A 22,764-nucleotide genomic window follows, 5' to 3' on the forward strand; every position below is an offset into this window, starting at 1 on the left:
ACCCCCTCTCCCCGGTTCTCCCGATTCCGACCGCCGCCCGTAGGAGCCCCCGATGAACGCAGTCCTCATCGCCCTCCTGGTGCTGCCGCTGCTCGGCGCCGCGCTCACCCTGGCGCCGGTGTTCGGCCGGGAGCCGGCCGCCGCCGACCGGCGGGCGCTGCGGCTGAACAGCGTCGTCACCGGCGCGGTGCTGCTGCTCACCGTCGCCTTGGCGGCCGGTTTCGACCACGATGAGCCCGCCCGGATGCAGGCCACCACCGACGTGTCCTGGATCCCGGCCCTCAACGTGCGCCTCCACCTCGGCGTGGACGGCATCTCGCTGCCGCTGATCGTGCTGACCGCACTGCTCACCTTCCTCTGCGCGCTGTACTCGGAGAAGCGGCTGCCGGGTGGGGACAGCGTGCCGTCGGCGAAGGCCTTCGTCGGGCTGTTCCTCCTCCTCGAAGTCGGCATGCTCGCCACCTTCGCGGTGCTGGACCTCCTGCTCTTCTTCCTGGCCTTCGAGATCGTGCTGATCCCGATGTACTTCCTGATCGCCCGCTGGGGGAGCGGGGCGAAGGCCCCGGCCGCCAACCGGTTCATCCTGTACACGCTGCTCGGCTCGGCCGTGATGCTGCTCGGCTTCCTGCTGATCGGCAGCAAGGCCGGCACCTTCGACATGCAGGCCCTGGCCGCCGCGCACGGCAACGGCCTGAGCCACACCACCCAGGTGATCGCCGCCCTGGCGATCATGGTCGGGCTCGCGGTCAAGGCCCCCGCCTGGCCGCTGCACAGCTGGCTCCCGGACGCGCACACCGCCGCCCCGACGGTCGGCTCGGTGCTGCTCGCCGGCGTGCTGCTGAAGATGGGCACGTACGGTCTGGTCCGCGTCCTCCTCCCGGTCGTGCCCGACGGCACCGCGACGCTCGCCCCCTACCTGGGCGCGTTCGCCGCCGTCGGCATCGTCTACGGATCACTGGCCTGTCTGGCGCTGGCCCGCCCCGGCGCCAAGGGCGACCTCAAGCGCCTGATCGCGTACTCCTCCGTCGGCCACATGGGCTTCGTGCTGCTGGGCATCGCCTCCCTCACTCCGGTGGGCGTCAACGGCGCGCTGTTCGCCAACATCGCCCACGGTCTGATCACCGGTCTGCTGTTCTTCCTCGTCGGCGCCCTCAAGGACCGCTACGGCACGGCGGACCTCGACACCCTCTCCGGCGCCACCGGCGCCGCCCTGTACGGCCGCGCCCCGCGGATCGGCGCGCTGCTCGCCTTCGCCGCCGTGGCCAGCCTCGGCCTGCCCGGCCTGGCCGGCTTCTGGGGCGAGCTGCTCGCCATGTTCGGCGCGTTCGACCCGGCCGACGGCCTGTCGCGCCCCGCGTTCGTCACCTACATGGTCCTGGCCGGTCTCGGCACCCTCCTCACCGCCGCCTACCTGCTGATCGTGGTCAAGCGCGTCTGCATGGGCGACCCCCAGCAGCCCGCCCCGGTGGACCAGGTCGCCGACCTGCGCCCGTACGAGGCCGTCAGCTGGACGCCGCTGGCCGCCCTCACCCTGCTCGCCGGCCTCTGGCCCGCGCTCCTGCTCGGCCTCTCCGACCCCGCCGTCAAGCACCTCCTCGGGGGTGGCTGACCGTGCTCGGAGCCCAGATCGCCGCACTCGGACCTCACTCCACGGGGCAGCACACTGTGACCTCCCTCGCCGTAGCCAACCCGGGCAGCCTGATCCAGTCCGTGGACTGGGTGGCGATCGCGCCCCCGCTGATCGCCGCGGTGGCCGCCCTCGCCGTCCTGCTCACCGACCTGTTCCTGCCCGAGCGGCACCGGAAGTGGCTCGGCCGCCTCGCCGCGGCCGGACTCGCCCTCGCCCTCATCGCACTCCTCCCCCTCACCGAGGGATCACCCCGGGCGACCTTCTGTGTGCAGAACGTAGCAGGGGGGTCTGACAACGCGGGCTGCTCGTACGTCGCCGACCACTTCGCCCTGGTGTTCCAGCTGCTCGCCCTCGGCGGCGCGCTGATCGCCGCCCTGCTCTCCGCGCACACCGTCGAGGAGGAGAAGCTGCCCGGCGGCGAGTACTGGTTCCTGCTGCTCTCCAGCGCCACCGGCGCCGCGCTGCTGCCCGCCTCCCGCGACCTCGCCACCATGGTGATCGCGCTGGAGGTCGCCTCGCTGCCCGCCTTCGCGCTGGTCGCGCTGCGCCGGGACGGCCGGGGCGCCGAGGCCGCGCTCAAGTTCTTCGTCTCCTCCGTCACCGCCACGGCCGTGATGCTGCTCGGCGTCGGCTTCGTCTACGCGGCCAGCGGCAGCCTGCACCTCGGCGCCGTCGCCCAGGGCCTGGAACACGCCCCCGGGCAGCTCAAGCCGCTGGCCGAGGCGGGCGCCGTGCTGACCCTGGTCGGTTTCGCCTTCAAGGTCGCCGCCGTCCCGTTCCACTTCTGGGTGCCCGACACCTACATCGGCGCCCCGCTGCCGGTGGCCGGCTACCTCTCGGTGGTCGGCAAGGCGGCCGGCCTGTCCGGCCTCGCGCTCGCCACCACCATCGCCTTCCGCCCGTACGCGCACACTTGGGGCCTGGCGCTCGCCGTGCTGGCCGCCGTCACCATGACGGTGGGCAACGTCGGCGCGCTGCGCCAGCGCTTCGACACCCGCTACAGCGCGGTGCGGCTGCTCGCCTGGTCGTCCGTCGGCCAGGCCGGCTACCTGCTGGTGCCGCTCGCCGCCGCCGGCTACGCGCCCACCGGGGTCGACCCGCTCGGCGCCACCGCCGCGTACGCGCTGATCTACGGCGTGGTGAACCTCGGCGCGTTCGGCGTGGTCGCGGCGGTCGGCCGCCGGGCCGGGACCAGCGTGGACGACTTCCGCGGCCTGTTCGCCCGGCGCCGCTGGACGGCCCTCGCGCTCGCCTTCTTCCTGCTCTGCCTGGCCGGGCTGCCCCCGGGCGTGATCGGCCTGTTCGGCAAGGTCGTGGTGTTCCGCGCGGCCGTCGACGCCGGGCTGGGCTGGCTGGCCGTCGTGATGGCCGCCAACGTGGTCGTCGCGCTGTACTACTACCTGCTCTGGACGACCCGGCTGTTCGCCCCGGCGCCGGGTGCCGAGGAGGGTGCCGCACCGGGCGCCGCACCGGTCGGCGAGGCCGGGGCCGAAGGCCGGCTGCCAGCCACCCTGACCGCCACGCTGGGGCTCACCGCCTCGGTGGCCGTGGTCCTCTCCTTCGCCCCGCAGCTGGTCCTCCAGGTCGTCGGCGGAAGCCTGTTCTGAGCGCGCACCCGCCCGGCCGGCCGTCGCGGTCCGGCCCGGCGGGGTGCCGCGGCGGTGTCACGCCGGTCACAAGGGAACAAGGCCCGGGCCCCCACCCGTTGACCGGGCAAGAGGGACGAGGCAGAAAGGGCTTCCCCACCGCACCATTGGAGGGCCTGACGTGCACCGCCGGCACAACGGACTGAGGACCGCCGTCCTGCTCGGCGGCCTCTCGGCGCTCATCTTGGTGATCGGCGGATTCTTCGGCCGAACCGGCTTGGTGATCGCCCTGCTGGTCGCCCTCGGCACCAACGCCTACGCCTACTGGAACAGCGACAAGCTCGCGCTGCGGGCCATGCGGGCCCGGCCGGTCAGCGAGATCGAGGCGCCGCGGCTCTACCGGATCGTCCGCGAGCTCTCCACCGCGGCCCGCCAGCCGATGCCGCGCCTCTACATCTCCCCGACCCCCGCGCCGAACGCCTTCGCCACCGGCCGCAACCCGCGCAACGCGGCCGTCTGCTGCACCGACGGCATCCTGCAGCTGCTGGACGAACGCGAGCTGCGGGGCGTGCTCGGGCACGAGCTGAGCCACGTCTACAACCGGGACATCCTGATCTCCTCGGTCGCCGGGGCGCTCGCCTCGGTGGTGATGTTCCTGGTGAACTTCGCCTGGCTGATCCCCTTCGGCCGCGGCGACGACGACGACGGGCCCGGCCTCTTCGGCATGCTCGCCATCATGATCCTCGGCCCGCTGGCGGCCGGGCTCATCCAGCTGGCCGTCAGCCGCTCCCGCGAGTACCAGGCCGATGCCGACGGCGCCCGGATCACCGGCGACCCGCTCGCCCTGGCCGGCGCCCTGCGCAAGCTCGACGCCGGCACCCGCCGGCTGCCCCTCCCGCCGGAGCCGCAGATCCAGACCGCCAGCCACATGATGATCGCCAGCCCCTTCCGCCCCGGCGAGGCCGGCGCCCGGCTCTTCTCCACCCACCCGCCGATGGCGGAGCGCATCGCCCGGCTGGAGCGGATGGCGGGCTACGGGCGCTGAGGCCTGCCACAGGCGCTGAGACCTGCTACGGGCGCTGAGGCCCGCTCCGCGCGGGGCCGGAGGTCAGGCCGGCAGGTCCTCGTAGGCCCGGCGGAGGCGGTGGATCCCCTCGACGGCGTGCGCGGAGCTCTCGGCGGCGGCGTAGCTGAGGCGCAGGTGCGGGGCCGGGGGTTCGGCGGCGTGGTACGGGCGGCCGGGGGTGACCTGGACGCCGGCGCGCAGGGCGGCGGCGGTGAGGGCGGCGTCGTCGACGCCGTCCGGGAGCCGCAGCCACAGGTGGTAGCCGCCGGGCCGGTAGGTGCCGAGCAGGCCGGGGAGTTCGCGGTGCAGGGCGGCGACGGTGGCGGTGCGGCGGGTCCGCAGTTCCGCCCCGAGGGCGCGCAGGTGGCGGGCCCAGCCGGGGTCGGCGACCAGCTCCAGCGTCGCCTCCTGGAGCGGCCGGGGCACGAAGAAGCTGTCCACCACCTGGGTGGCCCGGAGCCGGGCCAGGGCCGGGCCGCGCGCGGTGAGCGCGCCGACCCGCAGGTTGGGCGAGGCGGCCTTGGTCAGCGACCGCAGGTGCACCACGACCCCGTCCTGGTCGTCGGCGGCGAGCGGGCGCGGCAGCGCGGGGGCGTCCGCGTGGACGAGCAGGCGGGCGAAGTCGTCCTCGACGACGAAGGCGCCGGCCGCCCGGGCGATCCGCAGCACCTCGGAGCGCCGGGTGGGTGAGAGCACCGCGCCGGTCGGGTTCTGGAACAGTGGCTGGCAGACGAAGACCCGCGCCCGGGTGGCCTCGAAGGCGTCGGCCAGCAGGTCGGTGCGCACGCCGTCGGCGTCGACCGGGACGGGGACGGGCCGCAGCCCGGCCGCGCGGACGACCGCCAGGATGCCCGAGTAGGTCGGCGACTCCACCAGGACGGGCGCGCCGGGCGCGGCGAGCGAGCGCATGGCCACGGTGAGCCCGCCCTGCCCGCCGGAGGTGATCAGGACGTCCCCGGCGCCGATCGGCCCGCCGGTGCCGCCGATGTCGCGGGCGAACCAGCCGCGCAACTCGGTGAGGCCGTCGGTGGGTGGCCGGTTCCAGGCGCCCGGGCGCCGGCCGGCCCGGGTGAGGGCGGTGGCCAGCAGGCGTTCGGGCAGCAGCGAGGCGTGCGGGTAGCCGCTGTTGAGGTCGATGACGTCGGGCGGGGGGACGCGGAGGGTGGCGAACACCGGGGCGGCCAGCAGGTCGCGGGGGTCGGAGTCGGCGCTGAGCGCGACCTCCTGCCAGGAGAGGTCGCCGGGACGGGCGGCGGGCGCGGCGGTGCCGGCCGGGCGCCCGGCGAAGGCCGCCGCGCGGAACACCCCGGCGCCCGGCCGGGAGACCACCAGGCCCTCGGCCGCGAGGACCGCGATGGCCCGGGAGACCGTCACCGGGCTGACCTGGTGGCGCTCCACCAGCACCCGGCTGGAGGGCAGCTTTCGCCCCTCCGGGTAGCGCTCGACCTCTCGTCGCAGCCTGTCGGCGAGTTCGGTCACACTGCTACGCTCGTTCATGACGGCACAAGATAGCGCTACCCGCCCGTCGGCGGTAGCACCGCGAAGCCCCGCCTCCGGCACCGCCCTGGCCGCCCTCGGGGTGGCCTCCTTCTCCTTCAGCTTCCCCGCGACCGCGTGGGCCCTGGAAGGCTTCGGCCCGTGGACCGCGACCGGGCTGCGCGGCGCCCTGGCGGGAGTTCTGGCCGCGCTCTACCTGGTGGCCGTCGGCGCCCCGCTGCCGAAGCGGCGGCACTGGCCCGCCCTGCTGGTGGTGTCGGGCGGCTGCGTGCTGGGCTTCCCGCTGCTGACCACGCTCGCCCTGCGGACCTCCTCGACGGCCCACTCGGCGGTGGTCATCGGTGTCCTGCCGCTGGCCACCGCGGTGTGCGCGGCGCTGCGCACCGGCCGTCGGCCGTCCCGGGCGTTCTGGGCGGCGGCGGTGGCGGGGGCGGCGGCCGTCCTCGGCTTCACCTTGCTGCAGAGCCACGGTCGGCCGACCGTCGCGGACCTGCTCCTGTTCGTCGGGGTGGCGATCTGCGCGGCCGGGTACGCGGAGGGCGGGCGGCTCTCCCGGGACCTGCCGGGAGCCCAGGTGATCGCCTGGGCGGTGGTGGCCGCGCTGCCGGTGACGCTGCTGACCGCGGCCCTCGCGCTGCCCGCCGAGCCGGTCCACCTCGGGGCGAAGGCGCTGACCGGGCTGGCGTACACGGCGGCGGTGTCGCAGTTCGGCGGGTTCGTGCTCTGGTACCGGGGGATGGCGGAGATCGGGGTGCCGCGGGCCAGCCAACTGCAGCTCGCGCAGCCGCTGTTGACGCTGGTCTGGTCGGTGCTGCTGCTGGGCGAGGACCTGCCGGCGGCCGCACCCGTCACGGCGGTGGTGGTGCTGGTCTGCATCGCGGTCACCCAGCGGGCCCGGACCTGAGACGGGTCCGGGCCTGAGGCGGGTCCGGACCTGAGACGGGTCCGGGCGCGTGGACCACCGGGGCGTCAGAGCGTGGTGCCCTCCTGGGGGCGGTAGACGCAGAGCGCGCAGATGATGAAGACGTCCAGTGCGATCACCACGAGCGACCAGAGCGGGAAGTACGGCAGGACCAGGAAGCTGTCGAGGGCACTCAGCGAGGTGAAGAAGATACCGGCGTAGCGGGCCCAGGCGGCGCCCTTGAGCAGGAACGCGCCGGTCACCGCGACCAGCACGCCGACGACGATGTGGACCCAGCCCCAGCCGGTGAGGTCGAACCGGAAGACGTAGCGGGGGGTGTGGACGAAGAGGTCGTCGTTGGAGACCGCCATGATGCCCCGGAGGGCCTCCATGATGCCGTTGATCAGCATCAGCACACCGGCGAACATCACCAGGCCGGGCGCCCAGTCGCGGAACTCGTTGCCCGGCGTCGGCTGCGGTGTGCCGGGGGTGGTGCGCCAGGTCTGCCCGGGCTGTTCGGGGCCGGTGCGCGGGGGCTGCTCCGGCTGCGCGGGGTCGGGCGACGGGCTGCTCATGGACTCCTCCAGGGGCCGAACAGGCCTACGGGCGGACCGTACGGACTTCGACCGTCCGCCGGGCCGGGGCGCCGGGCAACCGGGCCTGGGCCGTTCGAGCGACGCGTCGAGGGCGGTGGAGGCGGGAAGCCCGGCGCGAACCGGTTCGCGCCGGGCCCGCGCTCGTTAGGATGAACGCGTGCCCCGCCGGCTACGGGGCGCGACATCCGGAGGGAGTGGGCCGTCATGGCAGACGAGAGGCACGCCTCGGCGGCCGCGGAAGCGCCCGTCAGACGGCGCGGCCAGGGCGAGTTGGAGGCACAGGTGCTCGCTGTGCTCCAGCAGGCGCCCGGCCCGGCCACCGCGGGGTGGGTCCAGGAGCGCCTGGAGGGCGACCTGGCGTACACCACCGTGATGACCATCCTGTCCCGGCTGCATGCCAAGAGCGCCGTCTCGCGGTCCCGTTCGGGCCGCTCCTACCTGTGGCAGGCCTCCTCCGACGCGGCCGGGCTGGCGGCCCTGCGGATGCGCCGGATGCTCGACGGAGAAGCGGACCGGGACGCCGTCCTGGCCAGCTTCGTGAGCGCGCTGCTCCCGCACGACGAGGACCTGCTGCGGGCGCTGCTGGACGCCGCGTCCGTCGATCCGGCAGCGGCCGACCGTGAGAGCTGACCCGTGGGCTTCTTCGTCTTCCTCCCACTCATCCTGCCGCTGACCGCGGTGCCGATCGCGCGTCTCACCGAGCAGCACCTGCACCCGCGCGGTGCGGCCCGGTTGATGACCGTGATCAGCGCGGTGATGGCGGTGTGCAGTGTGCTCTGCCTCGGCCTGATCGGCGTGGTGGGCACCGCGCAGATCCCCGGCAACCCGCTGCCGGACAGCTGGTCCGACCCGGAGGTGCGGGCCGCGCTGCCGTACCACGAGACGTTCGGGACGGCCGCGATGTGGCTGCTGGTCCTGGTGGCCGCGGCCTGTGTCCGGACGGTCGGCCGGCACCTGCGGGTGCGCTCCCGGGCCCGGCGGGCGCTGACCGGGCTGCCGGCGGGGCCGGAGTCGGCCGGCGACCTCGCGGTGCTGCCGGACCGCAGCCCGTACGCGTACGCGCTGCCCGGTTCGCCGGGGCGGGTGGTGGTCTCCACCGGGATGCTGGCCGGGCTGCCCGAGGACGAGCGGGAGGCGCTGCTCGCGCACGAGCGGGCGCACCTGCGCCACCGCCACCACCGGTACCTGCTGACCACCCAACTGGCCGCCTGCGTCAACCCGTTCCTGCGGCCGTTGCAGTACGCGGTGGCGTTCAGCGCGGAGCGCTGGGCGGACGAGGAGTCGGCCCAGGAGGTGGGGGACCGCCGGATCACCGCGCGGGCGGTGGCCCGGGCGGCCCTGGTGTCGCACGCGGCGCCGGCGCCCGGCTTCGCGGCCTTCGCCGCCCCGGCACCCGCGCCCGGCCCGGTGCCGCGCCGGGTCGCCGCACTGCTGGGCCCGGTGCCGACGTCCCGCAACTGGCCCCCGGCGAAGACCCGGGCGGGCCTGGCCGCGATGGTCGCCGCGGCCGGTACGGCGGCGTCGGCGCTGTGCGCGCTCAACGCCGCCGTGGCCCTGCTGGTGGTGCTGAAGGCCGTCACCCCGCTGTAGATCAGGCGGTGGCGAGCGCGTCCAGGGCGGCCTCGGCGTCGGCCAGGGACTTCGCGGCGAGCGGCTGCAGCCCGGCCAGGGCGGGGATGTCGTCGGCGCGGGTGAGTTCGGCCGGGACGATGTGCAGGTGCTCGGCCGGGACGCCGAGCCTGGCGAAGTAGGCCCGCAGGTACGGGGTCTGGAAGTCGAAGGCCTCGCGCGGGGTGCCGGGGCCGTAGCCGCCGCCGCGGGCGGCCGCGACGACGACCCGGGTGCGGCGCAGCAGGCTCTCGCCGGTGGCCGGGTCGGTGAAGACGCCGGGGAAGCTGATCCGGTCGATCCAGGCCTTGAACACGGCCGGGACGGTGAGGTTGTACATCGGCACGCCGAGCAGCACGGTGTCGGCGGCGAGCAGCCGGTCGATCAGCGGGTGGGTGAGGGACCACTCGTGTTCCTCGTCCGGGCCTTCGGCGAGGGCGGCGATGTCGGAGGCCGGGATGGTCCCCTTGCGTTCGACGCGGCGGCCGAGCAGGGCGTACCCGGCGCCGATCGCGGCGACCGGTTCGGCGGCGAGGTCCCGGTAGACGTACCGGCCGGCGGTGCCGTGCCGGGCGCGCCAGGCGGCGGCGAACCGGGCGGTCAGCGCGCGGCTGACCGAGTCGCCGAGGCTGATGCTGGAGTCCAGGTGCAGCAGGGTGGTGGTGGTCACAGCGTTCTCCCGTCACTTCGGTGCTGGGTGGATCGTCATCGGTGTGACGGGCGGGGCCGAGGAAAGGTGACCGATGGACCGGGACGAGGTGCTGGCGGCGCGGTTCGAGGCCGAGCGGGGGCGGCTGCGGGCGGTCGCCCAGCGGATGCTCGGGTCGACGGGGGAGGCGGAGGAGGCCGTCCAGGAGGCATGGCTGCGGCTGGACCGGGCCGGCCCGGACGAGGTGGACAACCTGCCGGGCTGGCTGACCACGGTGGTGTCGCGGATCTGCCTGGACGTGCTGCGGGCCCGCGCGGTGCGCCGTGAGGAACCGGCCGGAGACGCGCTGCCGGACGGCCTGCCGGCCCTGGTGGCCGGCGCGGGGGCCGACGCGGGGGCCGAGGGAGCGGATCCGGAGCGGGAGGCGCTGCTGGTCGACTCGGTGGGCCGGGCGCTGCTGGTCGTGCTGGATCGGCTGGGGCCGGCCGAGCGGGTCGCCTTCGTGCTGCACGACGGCTTCGCGGTGCCGTTCGAGCAGATCGCGCCGATCGTCGGCCGGAGCCCGGCGGCCGCCAAGAAGCTGGCCAGCCGGGCCCGGCAGCGGGTGCGCGGGGCGGCCGCGCTGCCGCCGGAGCGGCTGGCCGGGCACCGGCGGGTGGTGGAGGCGTTCCTGTCCGCCGCCCGGGGCGGGGACCTGGCCGCGCTGCTGGCGGTGCTGGCGCCGGACGTGGTGCGTCGGGCCGATCCGGCCGCGCTGCCGGCCGGGCGTTCCCTGGTGGCCCGGGGCGCGGAGACGGTGGCCCGGGAGACGACGGTGTTCGGCCGGCGGGCCCGGTTCGGCGCGGTGGCGCTGGTGGACGGGGTGCCGGGGATCGTGATCGCCCCGGGCGGGCGGTTGCGGCTGGTGCTGCGGGTGGCGGTGGCGGACGGCCGGGTGGCCGGCTACGAGGTGGTCGCCGACCCGGCGCGGCTGGCCGCCCTGGAGCTGGCCGTGCTGCCGGAGTGACCGGGTCGTGCCACTGGATCCGGCGGCCGTCAGCCGTCAGCTGTCAGCCCTCAGTCCTCAGCCGTCAGCCGTCCAGGGTGTCCCGGAGCCGGCGGAACTCGGCGGCCAGCGCGTCCAGCGTGTAGTGCGCGTTGAGCCCGCTCGGGTTGGGCAGCACCCACACCGCGGTGTCGCCGATGCCCTCCGGCTGGCGGCCGATCGCGGCCCGCCGCTGCCCGAAGGCCGTCCGGTAGGCGCCGATGCCGAGCACGGCCAGGACGCGCGGGCGCAGCCGCAGCACGCGCTCGGTGAGCGCGGCGCCGCCCTCGCGCAGTTCCTCGGCGGTCAGTTCGTCGGCCTTGGCGGTGGTGCGCGGGGCGACGTTGGTGATGCCCAGGCCGAGCGCGGGCAGTTCGCCCTGCTCGTCCGGGCGGAACTGGCGCGCGGTGAAGCCGGAACGGTGCAGGGCGGGCCAGAAGCGGTTGCCAGGGCGGGCGAAGTGGTGCCCGGTGGCGCCGGACCACAGGCCCGGGTTGATGCCGCAGAACAGCACCCGCAGTCCGGGCCCGGTGACGTCCGGGATGGTGGTGTCCTTGGCCGCCTGGAGCTGTTCGGCGGTGGGCTTCACGGGAGGGAGGGGCTGGTTCGGCACCCGGCCAAGTCTGCCCGCTCCCTGATGAGCCGGGTACGCCGGTTCCGCAGCCGGCGCAGGCCCAACACCACCACCGCCGCGTACGCCCAGCCCGCGAAGATGTCCACGATGAAGTGCTCGGCGCCGTACACCAGGGTGAACGCCATCGCGAGCGGATAGGCGACCAGCAGCGCCCGCAGCCAGGGGCGGGCCGTCGGCCAGAAGAAGAACAGCAGCATCGCCGGGTAGGCGGAGTGCAGCGAGGGCATCGCGGCGACGTCGTTGGCGAACTGGCTGCCGTTCTCGACCAGCGAGTTGGCCTGCGGCAGCCCGCTGGTGGAGATCACGTCCCACACGACCCGGGTGAGCCCCGGCAGGTGGCCCTCCTGGGCGACCAGCCACGGCGGGTCGGCCGGGTAGAGCAGGTACGTGGCGAAGCCGGCGAAGGTGAGCAGCAGGTAGCAGGCGAGCAGTTGGCGGAACCGGTCGTGCCGGCGCCGCCAGAGCACCGCGAGCAGGACGAAGACCAGGAAGAAGTGCGAGAGGTAGACGACGGTCGCCGCGTAGTCGTACCAGTGCGGCGAGCCGGGCGTCCACAGCGCGTGCTGGAGCCGGACGGTCCAGGTCTCGCCGAAGCCGAGCACCTCGTCGGCGCGCAGTTGCGGCAGCCAGTGCGGGGCCCACGGGGTGTGCGCGCCGTAGCCGCGCAGCAGCGAGTACGTCCAGACCGCGGCCATCACCGGCACCCAGTCGCGCAGCACCAGCAGGAAGCCGCGGCGGCCGTGCCCGCTGTGCACGGCCGCCGTCAGCAGGGCACCGATCAGCCACAGGAACACCACGTCGTTGGCGAAGGCCATGCCCTGGGTGCGCAGGAACCAGACGAGCGCGGTCAGGTAGACCGGCCAGGCCAGCAGCCGGAGTCTCGACAGACCGGTACGACGGGGGCGGGCGGTCAGGGGTCGCAGTCGCCCGGCCCGCGCCGGGGTGGGCGGGGCCGGGCTGAGCAGCTTGGTCATGCTCACCGAAACTACCAACGCAAACTTGGAGGACGCTGGGTGAACCATGACCGCCTCGTAAGAAAATCGCACAGCCGGGCTGCCGTTCTGACGGCGGAGCAGCGGGGTGGCGGCCCCGTCATGAGACGAAGCCCAGCTCGTGCGGGGTGTAGTCCTCGGTGGTGAAGGGTCGAGGCACGGTCGGGTCCTCCTCGAAAGCCGGGCGGGCTACTTGCGGACGGTGTCCTGCAAGTTGAGGTCGTCGATCTTGTCCTGGATCTCGGCGAGCCTGCCCGGGCAGTACACCGAGAGCACGATCGCCTCGGCCCGCACCGCGTCGCGGTCGGACAGCACCGGCCGTTGGCCCGGCCCGTCGGCGCCGTTGGACATGCCGGACGTCCACTGCGCCTGGGTCAGCGCGTTCGACGGGTTCGCGCAGACGGCGCCGCCGTCCTCGCCCAGGGTGTGCACGATCTGGTCCCGCGCGGGCACCGGATAGCCGGCCGAACCCAGCGCCCGGGCGAGCTGCCCGGCCTTGCGGTCGGCCTGGTCGGTGGCGTGCAGCCGGGTGAACGAGAGCAGGCCGGTGATCAGCATCGCGACCAGCAGCCCGATCGCCCCGAGGTAGATCCAGCGGTGCCGGGAGGCCATCAGGCTCGTGGTCATGCCGCACCGCCCGCGGCGCCGCGCAACTCGGCCGACTCCTGCGCGGCCAGCTCCGCCGCCGCCTCCGGGGAGCGCCAGCCGGGCTTGCGCAGCCGCAGGAACAGGTACGGGACCAGCAGGCCGAGGACCAGCAGACCGCCGCCGACGATCCCGATGTACGTCCAGACGCTGCCGCTGCCGAACTGCGAGGACGGTACGAAACCGATCGCCATCGCGCACGCCGAGGCGAGCAGCCCGACCACGCAGATCGGCACCAGCGCCGGGGCCCGGTAGCCGCGCGGGTGGTCCGGCCGGGTGCGGCGCAGCCGGATCGCGGCGGTGAACATCAGCAGGTAGACGATCAGGTACACCTGCGTGGTGATCACCGAGAAGATCCAGTACGCACTGGAGACGTTCGGGATGAGCGCGTACAGCAGGGCGATCGCCGTGGTGACCACACCCTGGGCGACCAGCAGGTTCTGCTGGACGCCCTCCCGGTTCAGCTTCTGCAGGAACGGCGGCAGGTAGCCCTCCTGTCGGGAGATCATCAACAGGCCCTTGGACGGCCCGGCCAGCCAGGTCAGCATGCCGCCGAGCGAGGCCGAGATCAGCGCCACCGCGATCACCGGGGTGAGCCAGCCGATGTCGAAGTACTGGAAGAAGGCGTCGAAGGCCTGCATCACGCCGGCCGTCAGGCTCAGCTCGCTGGACGGCACCACCCAGCTGATCGCCAGTGCCGGCAGGATGAAGATCAGCAGCACCATCACGGACGCGGTGAACATCGAGCGCGGGAACTCCCGCGCCGGATTGCGCAGCGAGGAGACGTGCACCGCGTTCATCTCCATGCCGGAGTAGCTGAGGAAGTTGTTGACGATCAGCACCAGGCTGGCCAGGCCGGTCCACTGCGGCAGCAGGTGCGCGGAGTCCATCGGCGCGGCGGAGCCGTTGCCCTGGCCGAGGAAGACGAAGCCGAGCACCACCAGCAGCGTGCCGGGGATCAGCGTGCCGATCACCAGGCCCATCGAGGACAGGCCGGCCACGGCCTTCGTCCCGCGCGAGGAGACCCAGACGCCGGTCCAGTACAGCACCATGATCACCACGGCGGTGTACGGGCCGTTGCTGGCCAGCCCCGGGTTCACGACGTACGCGATCGTCGACGCCACGTACGCCAGCAGCGACGGGTAGTAGAAGATCGTCATCGCGAACTGGCACCAGACGGCGAGGAAGCCCAGCGGCTTCGACAGGCCCTCCGAGACCCAGCGGTAGACGCCGCCCTCCCAGCCGGACGCCAGCTCGGCGGAGACCAGCGCGGTCGGCAGCAGGAACACCAGCGCCGGGACGAGGTAGAGGAAGACGCAGGCCAGGCCGTAGACGGCCATGGTCGGGGCGGAGCGCAGGCTGGCCACCGAACTCGTGGTCATCAGGGCGAGCGTCAGCCAGGACATCCGGGGGGCGGTGACCACCCGGGCGGCCACCGAGCCGGTCCGCTCGCGGGTGGTCGGGGCGCCGGGGCTCGCCCGGTCGCCGGGGTCTCCCTGCTCACCAGGGCTGCTCGGGTCACCAGGGTCGCTCGGGTCACCGGACCTGCTGGAACCGTCGGGGGCAGCGGCCTCGCCGGGGCCGCCCCGGCCGGGCGAGGGCGCGTCCGTGGAACCCATCTGTCCTCCTCCGGTACGGCCCCGGTCGGCTGCGCGACGTCCGGGCGGGAGGCGCCCCGGGCGCGGACGCCGCCCGGGAAGGGCCCCGGGGCGGGCCGTACCCGGCCAGTTCACCCGGTTGCCGAGGACGCCGCATGCGGCGTGCACCCGCACGGGTGAGCGACTGTCAGGGGCGGGCCGCCGGATCCTGCGGGGCCGGCCAGGCGGCGCGACGCAGCGTACGGCTCACGGTCGCGGGCAGCAGGGCGGCCGCGAGCAGGACGCTGATCGCGGTCAGCGCGACGGCGGGGGAGAGGTGGTCCAGCAGCAGGCCGCTGCCGAGCGTCCCGGCCGGCATGCCCGCGGTCAGCAGCGTCATGGTCGCCGCGATCACCCGGCCGCGGAGCTCGTCCGGCACCTGCCGGAACACCAGCAGGTCCAGCATCACCCGCAGGGCCGGAACGCCGATCCCCACCACGAACAGCGCGGCGAACACGGTGACCACCCCGCCCGGCAGCAGCGGCGCCAGCGACACCGGCACGGCGGTCCAGGCCACCACCAGCAGCAGGACGCCCGGCCCGGCCAGCCGGTGCAGCCGGGACACCAGGACCGTTCCGGCCAGCGCCCCGACCGCCTCGCCGGCCAGCGCCAGGCCGATCCCGGCGCTGCCCGTGCCGCCGTCCCGCAGCAGCACCATCACCGGCAGCATCAGGGCCGTCCCGGCGAGGTTGACCACCAGCAGGACGGCCAGGGCGGAGCGCAGCAGCGGGGAGGCGGCGAGCAGGCGGAACCCGGCCAGGGCGCCGCCGGACTCGGGGGCCGGCTCCGCGCCGCCCGGTTCGCGGTTCGGCTGCGCGGTGGCTTCGCCGCTCGGCTGCGCGTCGGCTTCGCCGCTCGGTTGTGCGGGGGCGGGGCGGCCGGGGAAGCGCACCACGAGCGCGGCCACCAGCGCGAGCAGGGAGGCGAGCGCGGTGCCGAGGAACGGCACCGCGCTGCCGAGCCCGTACAGGAAGCCGGCCAGCGGCGGACCGGCCAGCGCGGCCCCGGTCATCCGGGCCTCGTCCTGGGCGAGCGCCTGCGGCAGCTGCTCCGGCGCCACCACCGAGCGCAGCGCCAGCAGCCGGATCGGGCCGCTGTACGCGATGGTCGCCCCGACGGCGGCGGCGACGAGCAGCAGGTGGGCCAGGGTCAGCCGGTCGAAGGCCATGGCCACCGGGACGGTCGCCGTGACGAGCAGTCGGGCGGCGTCGGAGGCGATCAGCACCCGGCGGCGGTCGAGGCGGTCGGCGACCACGCCGCCGTGGACGCCCAGCAGCAGGGTCGTGACCATCTGTACGGCCCCGAAGGCCCCGGCGGCGGTGGAGGAACCGGTGAGCGCGAGGACCAGCAGCGGGAAGGCGGTGTCGCCGATCCGCATGCCGAGCGTCGCGGCGGCCTGGCCGGCCCAGAGCGCCTGGAAGCGCAGGTTCCGTCGCAGCGGGACGGGCGGCGTGGCCGCCTCGGCCTCCGCCGTCTTCCCTGCCTTCGCCGTCGTCCTCGACTCGTCAGCCGCCGTTCTGTTCCCCGCCATGGCCCACCCCGCCGTTCGCGCTTCCGACATCATTCACGTTGCCGTGAATGATGTCGGAAGCATGATTGGTTGCGCAAGGGTGAGCGCTCACCAGAGCGTGATTGCGTGCGGCGCGGCCGATCTGCCAAGGTGGTGCCCGTGGCCGAGCACGATCTGGAACCCGCCGACGGCGGCGAGCAACCCACCACCTGGGTCAAGGAACGCCAGGTGGCCGACGTCGCCGTGCTCAAGGCGCTGGCCGACCCGTTGCGGCTGGCCATCCTCGGCGCCCTGAAATCCGGCGAGGAACGCCCGCTCACCGCCAAGGAGATCGCCGCCGCGCTCGGCGAACCGCAGACCAAGCTCTACCGGCACATCAAGCAGCTGGAGAAGGCCGGGCTGGTCATCGTGGCCGGCACCCGGCTGGTCTCCGGCATCGTCGAAAGCCGCTACGCCGCCGCGCAGGAGTCGATCCGGCTCGCCCCGGAGATGTTCACCGCCGACTCCCCGGGCCGCTCCGAGGCGTACGACGCCATCCTGGCCGCCATCGACCGGGTCCGCGGCGACTTCCGGGCACAGGTCCTCGGCGGGCGGCTGGACTTCAGCTCGCCCCGGGACGGATCGGTCGGGCCGCCCGGCCTGTTCGTGCACTCGACGCTGCGGCTCAGCCCGGACCGGCTGATCCGGCTGCGGACCCAACTCGCCGCAGTCATCGACGAACTGAACGAGGAAGCACCCAGCACGGCCGAGGACGCGGTGGACGTGACGGTCTTCACCCTGCTCTACGGACTCCAGCCGGGCACGGAATCATAAACTCCGCGCCGACTGTCGGTGCGGTGGGACACGATGACCGGCATGTCCTATGAACTCCAGGCCCTGATAGGAACATTCGAGCTGCTGGCGGTGGCCGCGGCAGAAACCTCGGCGGCCCGGGTGGTGCCGCTGGCGCAGGGGCTGGCCCTGATACCGGTCACCCCCGCGGTGCTCTCCGCCCTCCAGACCGACGGCGGCTCGACGAAGCCCGCCGAGGCGGCCGGCTTCGGCTGGCACCCGGGCGGCTTCGAACTCCGGTTGGCCGCCTGGTCCAAGGCGGGCCCGATCGCCTGCGTCGAGGCCGAGTACTTCGGCGGCAGCGGCACCCAGCGCGCCGCCGTCTGGGAGGACGGCCGGATCGTCCTCGGCCCGCTCACCAAGGGCGAGTTCGAGCCATTCCCGCCCGAGGGCTCCCCGATCTCCCGCGCCCTGCGGCGGATCGGCGCCCGCACCGAGGCCGGCCGGGCGGACGAGTTCGAGTCCGTCGGCCTGTCCGCCCACCGCGGCACCAGCGGCTGGGCGGCCGACGACTGACCTGTCGTCGGGTGGCTCATCGTCGGCCAGCTGCCGCGCGCCGTTCGGCGTAACTGCGGTGGCTGCGTCAGGAATGCTGCCCCACCGTGTGGAGCAGGCGATCCCGCCTGCCTCGCACTTGAGAGGAAGCAGTACCCATGCGTGCCACCCGGATGGTCGCCGCGCTGATCGCGGCCCTCGCGCTGACCGTGGTCACCACGGCGTCCGCCACCGCCGCCGGCCACGAAGCCACGGCCTCGCGTACCACCGTCGCCTCCGCCCCGAACCCCGCCGCCATCCAGGCGCCCGCCGACCTGGCGGTCTCCGCCCCGCTCCTGCCGGCGGACCTGGCCCTGCCCGCCGACCTGACCCTGCCGGCCGTTCCGGTGCCCGCCGTCCCCGCCCTGCCCGCGACCCCGGACCCGAGCACGGCCCTCGGGGCTCTCGGCGACGTCATCAACCAGATCGCCGGCCTGCTCGCGGAGACCACGTCCACCACCCCCGACCCCGCAGCCGTCCAGCAGCTCGTCGCCACCCTTCAGGCCACCCTGCAGAGCCTGATCGCCCAGCTCCCGGCCGCCCCGACGGCGACCGCCCCGACCCGGGCCAAGACCTCCGGCCCGGCCACCCTGCTGGACCAGCTCGCCACCCTGCGCGCCCAGACCCAAGCCCTCGCCACGGCCACCCACCCCCACCCCGCCGCCGGCTGACCCCACCCACGCGAAAGGCCCCGCCCCCGGGAACCCAAACAAGTTCTGGGGGCGGGGCCCTGCCGCACAACCCTCCAGGGGTCAGCGGTAGTTCACGTACTGGATCGCGAAGTCCAGGTCCTTGCCCTTGAGCAGGGCCTGCACGGTCTGCAGGTCGTCACGGCTCTTCGAGCTGACCCGCAGCTCGTCGCCCTGGACCTGAGCCTTGACGCCCTTCGGGCCCTCGTCACGGATGATCTTCGCGACCTTCTTGGCATCCTCCGTGGAGATGCCCTCCTTGATGTCCGCGAAGATCTTGTACTCCTTGCCGGACAGCTGCGGCTCACCAGCGTCCAGGGCCTTGAGCGACAGTCCGCGCTTGATGAACTTGCCCTGTAGGACGTCCAGGATGGCCTTCACGCGCTCCTCGCCGTTGGCCTTCATCTCGATCTTCTCGCCGGAGCGGCTGATCTCGCCGCCGACGCCCTTGAAGTCGAAACGGGTGGCGATCTCACGGGAGGTCTGGTTGATCGCGTTGTCGACCTCCTGCCACTCGACCTTCGAGACGATGTCGAAACTGGAGTCGGCCATGGGTGTTGGTCTCCTTGATGTTCTGGCTTCACTGGCACGGCCTGCCCCACCGGGCGTCCGCCTCCCCAGCCTATCCAGCGGCACCCCGCCCCCGCCCCCGACAGCCACGCCGTGGCCCTTGATCATCACGTGACCTATCGAGTGGCGGAGCACCCCCCGGCATCAGGTATTGTTTACGAAGTCGAACGGGGCGTACGCCCCGGGGGACAAGATCCTGGCTGGTTGCCCGAGCGGCCAAAGGGAGCAGACTGTAAATCTGCCGCGCAAGCTACGCAGGTTCGAACCCTGCACCAGCCACAGGATAGAGAAGGGCCCGTGACCTGCGGAAACGCAGATTGCGGGCCCTTTTTCGTTTTCTGAAGCGAGGAACGAGCGGCACCCCATTTGAGTGGCTTGTCTCACTTTGCGCCACCCGAATCCCAGCGCTGATCAGCGCATACGGACCAGCTGCGGACCAGGACCCAGGGCCGGCGGCGCCGGACGGTTCCGGTTGAGCCGCTTCGAGATCAACTCGTTCGCGTACCCGACGGTGCCGTGCAGGCACTTCGCGTAGACCCGCAGCATGACGGCCACGCCTCCGTCGGGCCGACTCCGGAGTTCAGCCCGAGCGAGATCCCCGCGTGCCGAAGGTCGTACGGCCGCTTGCCGAGCTTCGTCGCGCAGTCGGCCGGCGCCAGCACCTCGGCCCGGGCCCGCTGCCAGACGACCCCTCTAGACCCGGATGACTCTCGCCCCCGTATCAGCAGGTCGGCAGCTCTCTGCGGGCCTCGATCCTCATGAAGAAGCCAGGCTTCGAGACCGGTGACAAGCTCCCCTCCGGCCCCGAGTTGGCGAAGCACTTCGGTGTGGCGCGCGGCACGGTGGACAAGACGCTCGACCCGCTCCGCGCCGAGGGGCTGATCGTGACTCGGCAGGGGAGCGGCTCGTTCGTGCGGGAGCGCACCTCCCGGCCGGTCGGGCTGCGGCCTCACCTCGAAGCGGCCTTCGAGCAGCAGCAGGTGACCCTCGACTTCGCCGGGTTCTACAGCGAGACCCTTCACAACGCGCTGCAGGAGCCGCTCGACAAGGTCCGCTCCGGTCGGCTGGCGCCGGAGTCCATCACGGTCCGCCTGCCGCTGCCGGACACCACGGCGCCTATGGCAATGCCGGTCCTGGTCGACGGGCTCCAGGGTGAGGCCGCCCTCCGGCAGCGTGCCCGCAACATCGCCCTGACGAACGCTGGCGGCATCGCGCACTCGGTGGAGATGCTGGCCGAGCTGGGCCTGGTCCAGAAGGCGAGCGTGCAGGTCAAGGTGCACCGGGCGAGTAGCCTGTTCAAGCTGTACATCCTGAACCGGTCGGAGGCCTTCTTCGGCTTCTACCCGCTCCGCGAGCGCACCGTGGCCATCGACGACACCGCCCACACCTTCTACGACGTGACCGGCAAGGACACCACCCTGTTCCACCACGTTGCCGGCCCGGACGACGCCTCGCTCGGATCGCAGTACGTCCAGCAGGCCCAGATGTGGTTCGACAGCGTGTGGAGCACGATTGCCTACGAGCGGCAGCCATGACCGCCACCCCTCAGCAACTCGCCGACGTCCTGCGGCCGGTGAAGCACGTCCTCCTCGACTTCGACGGCCCGGTCTGCTCGGTCTTCGCCGGCCTCCCCGCTCCGGAGGTCGCGCGCCGACTCCGTGAGGACCTGCTCGCCGCTGGCGAGCAGGCCCCGGCCGGGGCGGAGGGTGCGAGCGACCCGCCCGCCCTGCTCCGGCTGATCTCGGACGCCCGCCCCGATCTCGCGGTTAGCACCGACGCCGCCTTGGCCGCGCTGGAGGCTGAAGCCGTTCGGGCTGCCAGCCCGACCCCGGGGGGAGAATCGGTTCTCCACGCGTGTGCCCGCTCCGGCCGCTTGGTCTCGGTGGTCAGCAACAAGGCGGGCACGGCTACCGAGGCCTACCTCGCCGAGCACAGCCTCAACGGCTTCGTGGCCGGCGTCTTCGGACGTACCCCGGGCGACCCCTCGTCCATGAAGGCGAACCCGCGCCTCCTGCTCGAAGCGATGGATGCTGCGGGCACCGGGCCGGAGTACTTCATCTTCATCGGCGACGCGGCCCGCGATGTCGAGGCCGGGGAGGCCGCCAGCATCCCGACGATCGGCTACGCCAACAAGCCAGGGAAGGATGCCAAGCTGGCCGCGGCGGGCGCCGTGGTGATCGTGGACTCGATGGAGCTCACCTCGGATGCCTTGACCTGACGTTCAAGTTCTGGTCAACCACCGGGCTGGCCAGCGGGCGGGCACTCCCTCATCCCACTGACCAGCTCGAAAGTCGTCGCCAGTTGTCAACGTTGATTGGTGTTGGTTGACCTCACATGGCCCAGATACGGCCTCGGGATTCTCATGCCGGGGCCTTCGTCAGCTCTGCCAATCCCTTGGAGACCGTAGCTGACCGGCTACGGGGCGCTATGGATCATGTCCCCGAGCCGTCGTCGCTAGACGTCGCACTCGGGGCGGTCAAGAACCGGTGAGTCGTGAGCCCCAGAGTGCAGCCCCCCATGAAGACCACGCCACCTGCGCAGATTGATGCAGGTAGATCGGCGCCAGCCATGTGGAGAAGGCTGCCCGCGATCACTGCGGCGAAGGCGGCCCCCAGGGTGATGACAGCCAACCAGAGGCCACGCAGAGATGCGTCCGACGCGTTCATATCACTCCCCAACTGGGCCACGATTCCCCGCCGCGGCCCGGTGTCGATGGCGGCCGCTTGGTGCGACCTCCCCCTCTGTTCTCAGCTTTACACCAGTAAAATTGCAGGTCAAACAGCATGTAATGCCTCTGTGGAGGGGTGACTATACGATTGGAACTGGGCAAATCTGCGCTTGTGGAGCAGTCTGTGGGCCCCTGTGAAGGGCCAGGTTGGCGCTAGCGACGGAAAAGGTAGTAAAGCCAAGAACCCCCAGTACCCCCGGCACCCCCGTACCCCTGTTTCTCCTGTAGGAAGGTAGATTTTTTCGTGGATCTAGCAGAGATGGAGCGCAGAGAGGTTGCACGCGCGCGGCTGAGGAGCGCGGTCCAGAAGGCGCAGCGAACATCGGTCGCGTTCCCTCATGAGTTCATCAAGGCGGATGACGGCCGCCCGCCACTGGCCCGCCTCGTTCACGGAGGCCGGGGCGGTGCGGTGAGGCTGCGGCTCTACCTGTGCATCACGATGATGGCCACCAGTGCCCCATATGACCTGCAAAGGCCGCCGACTGGGTCGACGTGGTGCCGGCTGCTCGGCCTGCCGGAAGACGGTGGCCCTCGACGGGTGACGAGCAACTTGAAGTGGCTTGCCGACGCCCGACTGATCTCGCTCACAAGGAGATGGGGAGGGCCTCCAGCGATCACTCTGCTGGATCCGGCAGGAACCGGTGCCCCCTACGTTCGGCCGCTGGGGCGGTATGTCGGTGTGCCAGCTGAACTGTGGGAGAACGGTTGGCTGCTCGACCTCTCGCCAACGGCCCTGGCCCTCCTGCTGGTGCTTCTGGAGAGGCAGGGTGGTCAATCGGAGCCGCAATACGTGACTCGGCATCGGCGAGACCTCTATGGACTTTCGCCGGACACGTGGACGAAGGCGCGAAAGGAGCTGGAGGGCCAAGGGCTCCTGACCGTACGGAGGGTGCCGCAGGGGAGTGACTTCGACTATCAGCGGCTGAGAAACACGTACTGGGTGGAACTCTCGCGGCTAAAGCTGCCCTCGACGCCTCTTGGCTCGCTGGTCTAGCCCCGACCAGCAGTCGGGAACGTGCGCCCCAGGCCGTGACGGGTCCAGAGCCTCAGGTGCCCCGGTCGCCAGCAGCTGGCACAGCCGACACCGCAAGCGCGGCGAGCCTTGCTGAAGTAGCGAACCTCGCGACAGTCCGCCCTTGTCCCGCCTGCGCGCGCCTTTTGACTGGGGCTGCCGGGACCATGATCCGGACCAGTGGCGGACTGGATCCGGTCCGTGGTCAAGAGTCCGCAGGTCTGAGTGTGCCTGGCCAGCGGCCTGTAGATCTGCCGCGCAAGCTACGCAGGTTCGAAGCCTGCACCAGCCACGGGATGGAGAACAGCTTCCGATCTGCGGAGACGCGGATCGGGGGCTGTTGTTGTTTTCCCGTCGCGTGAGGGTCGCGGCGCCGCCGGGCGCACTTATTGCGCATTGCTTGCAATTACGGGCGGCAGGCAGCA

22 protein-coding genes, 1 tRNA gene and 1 pseudogene are annotated in these 22,764 nt (G+C 72.8%); 14 read left to right on the plus strand and 10 right to left on the minus strand.

The window, feature by feature from the left end:
• The first annotated feature begins 52 nt into the window (after window positions 1-52).
• The 3 genes from A6F73_RS18960 (at window position 53) to htpX (ending at window position 4,261) form a co-directional block, all read left to right on the plus strand.
• Complete coding sequence (locus A6F73_RS18960; RefSeq protein ID WP_063348904.1) at window positions 53-1,609, plus strand: NADH-quinone oxidoreductase subunit M; 1,557 nt, start codon at window positions 53-55, stop codon at window positions 1,607-1,609.
• Window positions 1,610-1,665: 56 nt separating this feature from the next.
• Window positions 1,666-3,237 carry an NADH-quinone oxidoreductase subunit N gene (locus tag A6F73_RS18965; protein ID WP_063351319.1) on the plus strand — a complete coding sequence of 524 codons (1,572 nt, stop codon included), beginning with the start codon at window positions 1,666-1,668 and terminating at the stop codon, window positions 3,235-3,237.
• A 160-nt stretch (window positions 3,238-3,397) separates the two neighbouring features.
• Window positions 3,398-4,261 carry a zinc metalloprotease HtpX gene (gene htpX, locus A6F73_RS18970; RefSeq protein ID WP_063348905.1) on the plus strand — a complete coding sequence of 288 codons (864 nt, stop codon included), beginning with the start codon at window positions 3,398-3,400 and terminating at the stop codon, window positions 4,259-4,261.
• 63 nt (window positions 4,262-4,324) lie between these two features.
• Here htpX and A6F73_RS18975 read toward each other — a convergent pair whose 3' ends face one another.
• Complete coding sequence (locus tag A6F73_RS18975) at window positions 4,325-5,779, minus strand: PLP-dependent aminotransferase family protein (protein WP_079135810.1); 1,455 nt, start codon at window positions 5,777-5,779, stop codon at window positions 4,325-4,327.
• On the opposite strand from A6F73_RS18975, the gene A6F73_RS18980 reads away from it, so the two are divergent.
• Window positions 5,778-6,683, plus strand: coding sequence for a DMT family transporter (locus A6F73_RS18980; RefSeq protein ID WP_079135811.1), 906 nt, complete (start codon window positions 5,778-5,780; stop codon window positions 6,681-6,683). The two genes, A6F73_RS18975 and A6F73_RS18980, sit on opposite strands and share 2 nt — an antisense overlap.
• Window positions 6,684-6,748: 65 nt before the next feature.
• Here A6F73_RS18980 and A6F73_RS18985 read toward each other — a convergent pair whose 3' ends face one another.
• Window positions 6,749-7,255 (minus strand): hypothetical protein, encoded by a 507-nt coding sequence (locus A6F73_RS18985; protein ID WP_244293438.1) that lies wholly within the window; start codon window positions 7,253-7,255, stop codon window positions 6,749-6,751.
• 225 nt (window positions 7,256-7,480) lie between these two features.
• Between A6F73_RS18985 and A6F73_RS18990 the strand changes: the two genes are divergently transcribed.
• A complete protein-coding gene (locus A6F73_RS18990) occupies window positions 7,481-7,906 on the plus strand; it encodes a BlaI/MecI/CopY family transcriptional regulator (RefSeq protein ID WP_063348908.1) in 426 nt (141 codons plus the stop codon).
• A gap of 3 nt (window positions 7,907-7,909) precedes the next feature.
• Window positions 7,910-8,866, plus strand: a complete 957-nt coding sequence (locus A6F73_RS18995) for a M48 family metalloprotease (RefSeq protein ID WP_063348909.1) — start codon at window positions 7,910-7,912, stop codon at window positions 8,864-8,866.
• 1 nt (window position 8,867) lies between these two features.
• On the opposite strand, the gene A6F73_RS19000 is transcribed toward A6F73_RS18995, so the two are convergent.
• Complete coding sequence (locus A6F73_RS19000) at window positions 8,868-9,554, minus strand: NAD(P)H-dependent oxidoreductase (RefSeq protein WP_208869095.1); 687 nt, start codon at window positions 9,552-9,554, stop codon at window positions 8,868-8,870.
• Between the two features lie 73 nt (window positions 9,555-9,627).
• On the opposite strand from A6F73_RS19000, the gene A6F73_RS19005 reads away from it, so the two are divergent.
• The gene (locus A6F73_RS19005; protein WP_063348910.1) at window positions 9,628-10,539 is read left to right on the plus strand and encodes a sigma-70 family RNA polymerase sigma factor; all 912 of its coding nucleotides are present in this window, start codon (window positions 9,628-9,630) and stop codon (window positions 10,537-10,539) included.
• Window positions 10,540-10,603: 64 nt separating this feature from the next.
• Here the strand turns inward: A6F73_RS19005 and mug are convergent, their stop codons facing one another.
• From mug to A6F73_RS19030, 5 genes are all read right to left on the minus strand, one after another.
• On the minus strand, window positions 10,604-11,146 hold the full coding sequence (gene mug / locus A6F73_RS19010; RefSeq protein WP_063351322.1) for a G/U mismatch-specific DNA glycosylase: 543 nt from the start codon (window positions 11,144-11,146) through the stop codon (window positions 10,604-10,606).
• Window positions 11,143-12,165, minus strand: coding sequence for a phosphatase PAP2 family protein (locus A6F73_RS19015; RefSeq protein WP_063348911.1), 1,023 nt, complete (start codon window positions 12,163-12,165; stop codon window positions 11,143-11,145). Before A6F73_RS19015 ends, mug begins: the two co-directional genes overlap by 4 nt.
• Window positions 12,166-12,372: 207 nt before the next feature.
• Complete coding sequence (locus tag A6F73_RS19020) at window positions 12,373-12,810, minus strand: hypothetical protein (protein ID WP_063348912.1); 438 nt, start codon at window positions 12,808-12,810, stop codon at window positions 12,373-12,375.
• Window positions 12,807-14,234 carry an APC family permease gene (locus A6F73_RS19025; protein WP_079136299.1) on the minus strand — a complete coding sequence of 476 codons (1,428 nt, stop codon included), beginning with the start codon at window positions 14,232-14,234 and terminating at the stop codon, window positions 12,807-12,809. Before A6F73_RS19025 ends, A6F73_RS19020 begins: the two co-directional genes overlap by 4 nt.
• Before the next feature lie 379 nt (window positions 14,235-14,613).
• Entirely contained in the window at window positions 14,614-15,996 is a 1,383-nt protein-coding gene (locus tag A6F73_RS19030) for an MFS transporter (protein WP_079135813.1), read from the minus strand.
• Window positions 15,997-16,134: 138 nt separating this feature from the next.
• Between A6F73_RS19030 and A6F73_RS19035 the strand changes: the two genes are divergently transcribed.
• The 3 genes from A6F73_RS19035 (at window position 16,135) to A6F73_RS19045 (ending at window position 18,011) form a co-directional block, all read left to right on the plus strand.
• Window positions 16,135-16,788 (plus strand): helix-turn-helix domain-containing protein, encoded by a 654-nt coding sequence (locus tag A6F73_RS19035; protein ID WP_159398490.1) that lies wholly within the window; start codon window positions 16,135-16,137, stop codon window positions 16,786-16,788.
• A gap of 42 nt (window positions 16,789-16,830) precedes the next feature.
• A complete protein-coding gene (locus A6F73_RS41525; RefSeq protein ID WP_063348913.1) occupies window positions 16,831-17,322 on the plus strand; it encodes a hypothetical protein in 492 nt (163 codons plus the stop codon).
• 137 nt (window positions 17,323-17,459) lie between these two features.
• A complete protein-coding gene (locus tag A6F73_RS19045; RefSeq protein WP_063348914.1) occupies window positions 17,460-18,011 on the plus strand; it encodes a hypothetical protein in 552 nt (183 codons plus the stop codon).
• Window positions 18,012-18,092: 81 nt separating this feature from the next.
• Here A6F73_RS19045 and A6F73_RS19050 read toward each other — a convergent pair whose 3' ends face one another.
• Window positions 18,093-18,581, minus strand: a complete 489-nt coding sequence (locus tag A6F73_RS19050) for a YajQ family cyclic di-GMP-binding protein (protein WP_063348915.1) — start codon at window positions 18,579-18,581, stop codon at window positions 18,093-18,095.
• A gap of 216 nt (window positions 18,582-18,797) precedes the next feature.
• Between A6F73_RS19050 and A6F73_RS19055 the strand changes: the two genes are divergently transcribed.
• Window positions 18,798-18,878: transfer RNA gene (locus A6F73_RS19055), tRNA-Tyr, on the plus strand.
• 132 nt (window positions 18,879-19,010) lie between these two features.
• Here A6F73_RS19055 and A6F73_RS44390 read toward each other — a convergent pair.
• Window positions 19,011-19,154 (minus strand): hypothetical protein, encoded by a 144-nt coding sequence (locus A6F73_RS44390; protein ID WP_159398491.1) that lies wholly within the window; start codon window positions 19,152-19,154, stop codon window positions 19,011-19,013.
• A 173-nt stretch (window positions 19,155-19,327) separates the two neighbouring features.
• On the opposite strand from A6F73_RS44390, the pseudogene A6F73_RS19060 reads away from it, so the two are divergent.
• The 3 genes and pseudogenes from A6F73_RS19060 to A6F73_RS41535 all read left to right on the plus strand — a co-directional run.
• Window positions 19,328-20,134, plus strand: a pseudogene (locus A6F73_RS19060) (GntR family transcriptional regulator); the annotation flags it as partial.
• Window positions 20,131-20,817, plus strand: coding sequence for an HAD hydrolase-like protein (locus tag A6F73_RS19065; protein WP_063348917.1), 687 nt, complete (start codon window positions 20,131-20,133; stop codon window positions 20,815-20,817). The pseudogene A6F73_RS19060 and the gene A6F73_RS19065, both read left to right, overlap by 4 nt.
• Before the next feature lie 754 nt (window positions 20,818-21,571).
• The gene (locus tag A6F73_RS41535; RefSeq protein ID WP_159398492.1) at window positions 21,572-22,321 is read left to right on the plus strand and encodes a hypothetical protein; all 750 of its coding nucleotides are present in this window, start codon (window positions 21,572-21,574) and stop codon (window positions 22,319-22,321) included.
• The last annotated feature ends 443 nt before the right edge of the window (window positions 22,322-22,764 follow it).

Origin of the sequence: Streptomyces sp. MJM8645 (genome assembly GCF_001625365.1) — a bacterium.
Lineage (GTDB): Bacteria > Actinomycetota > Actinomycetes > Streptomycetales > Streptomycetaceae > Kitasatospora.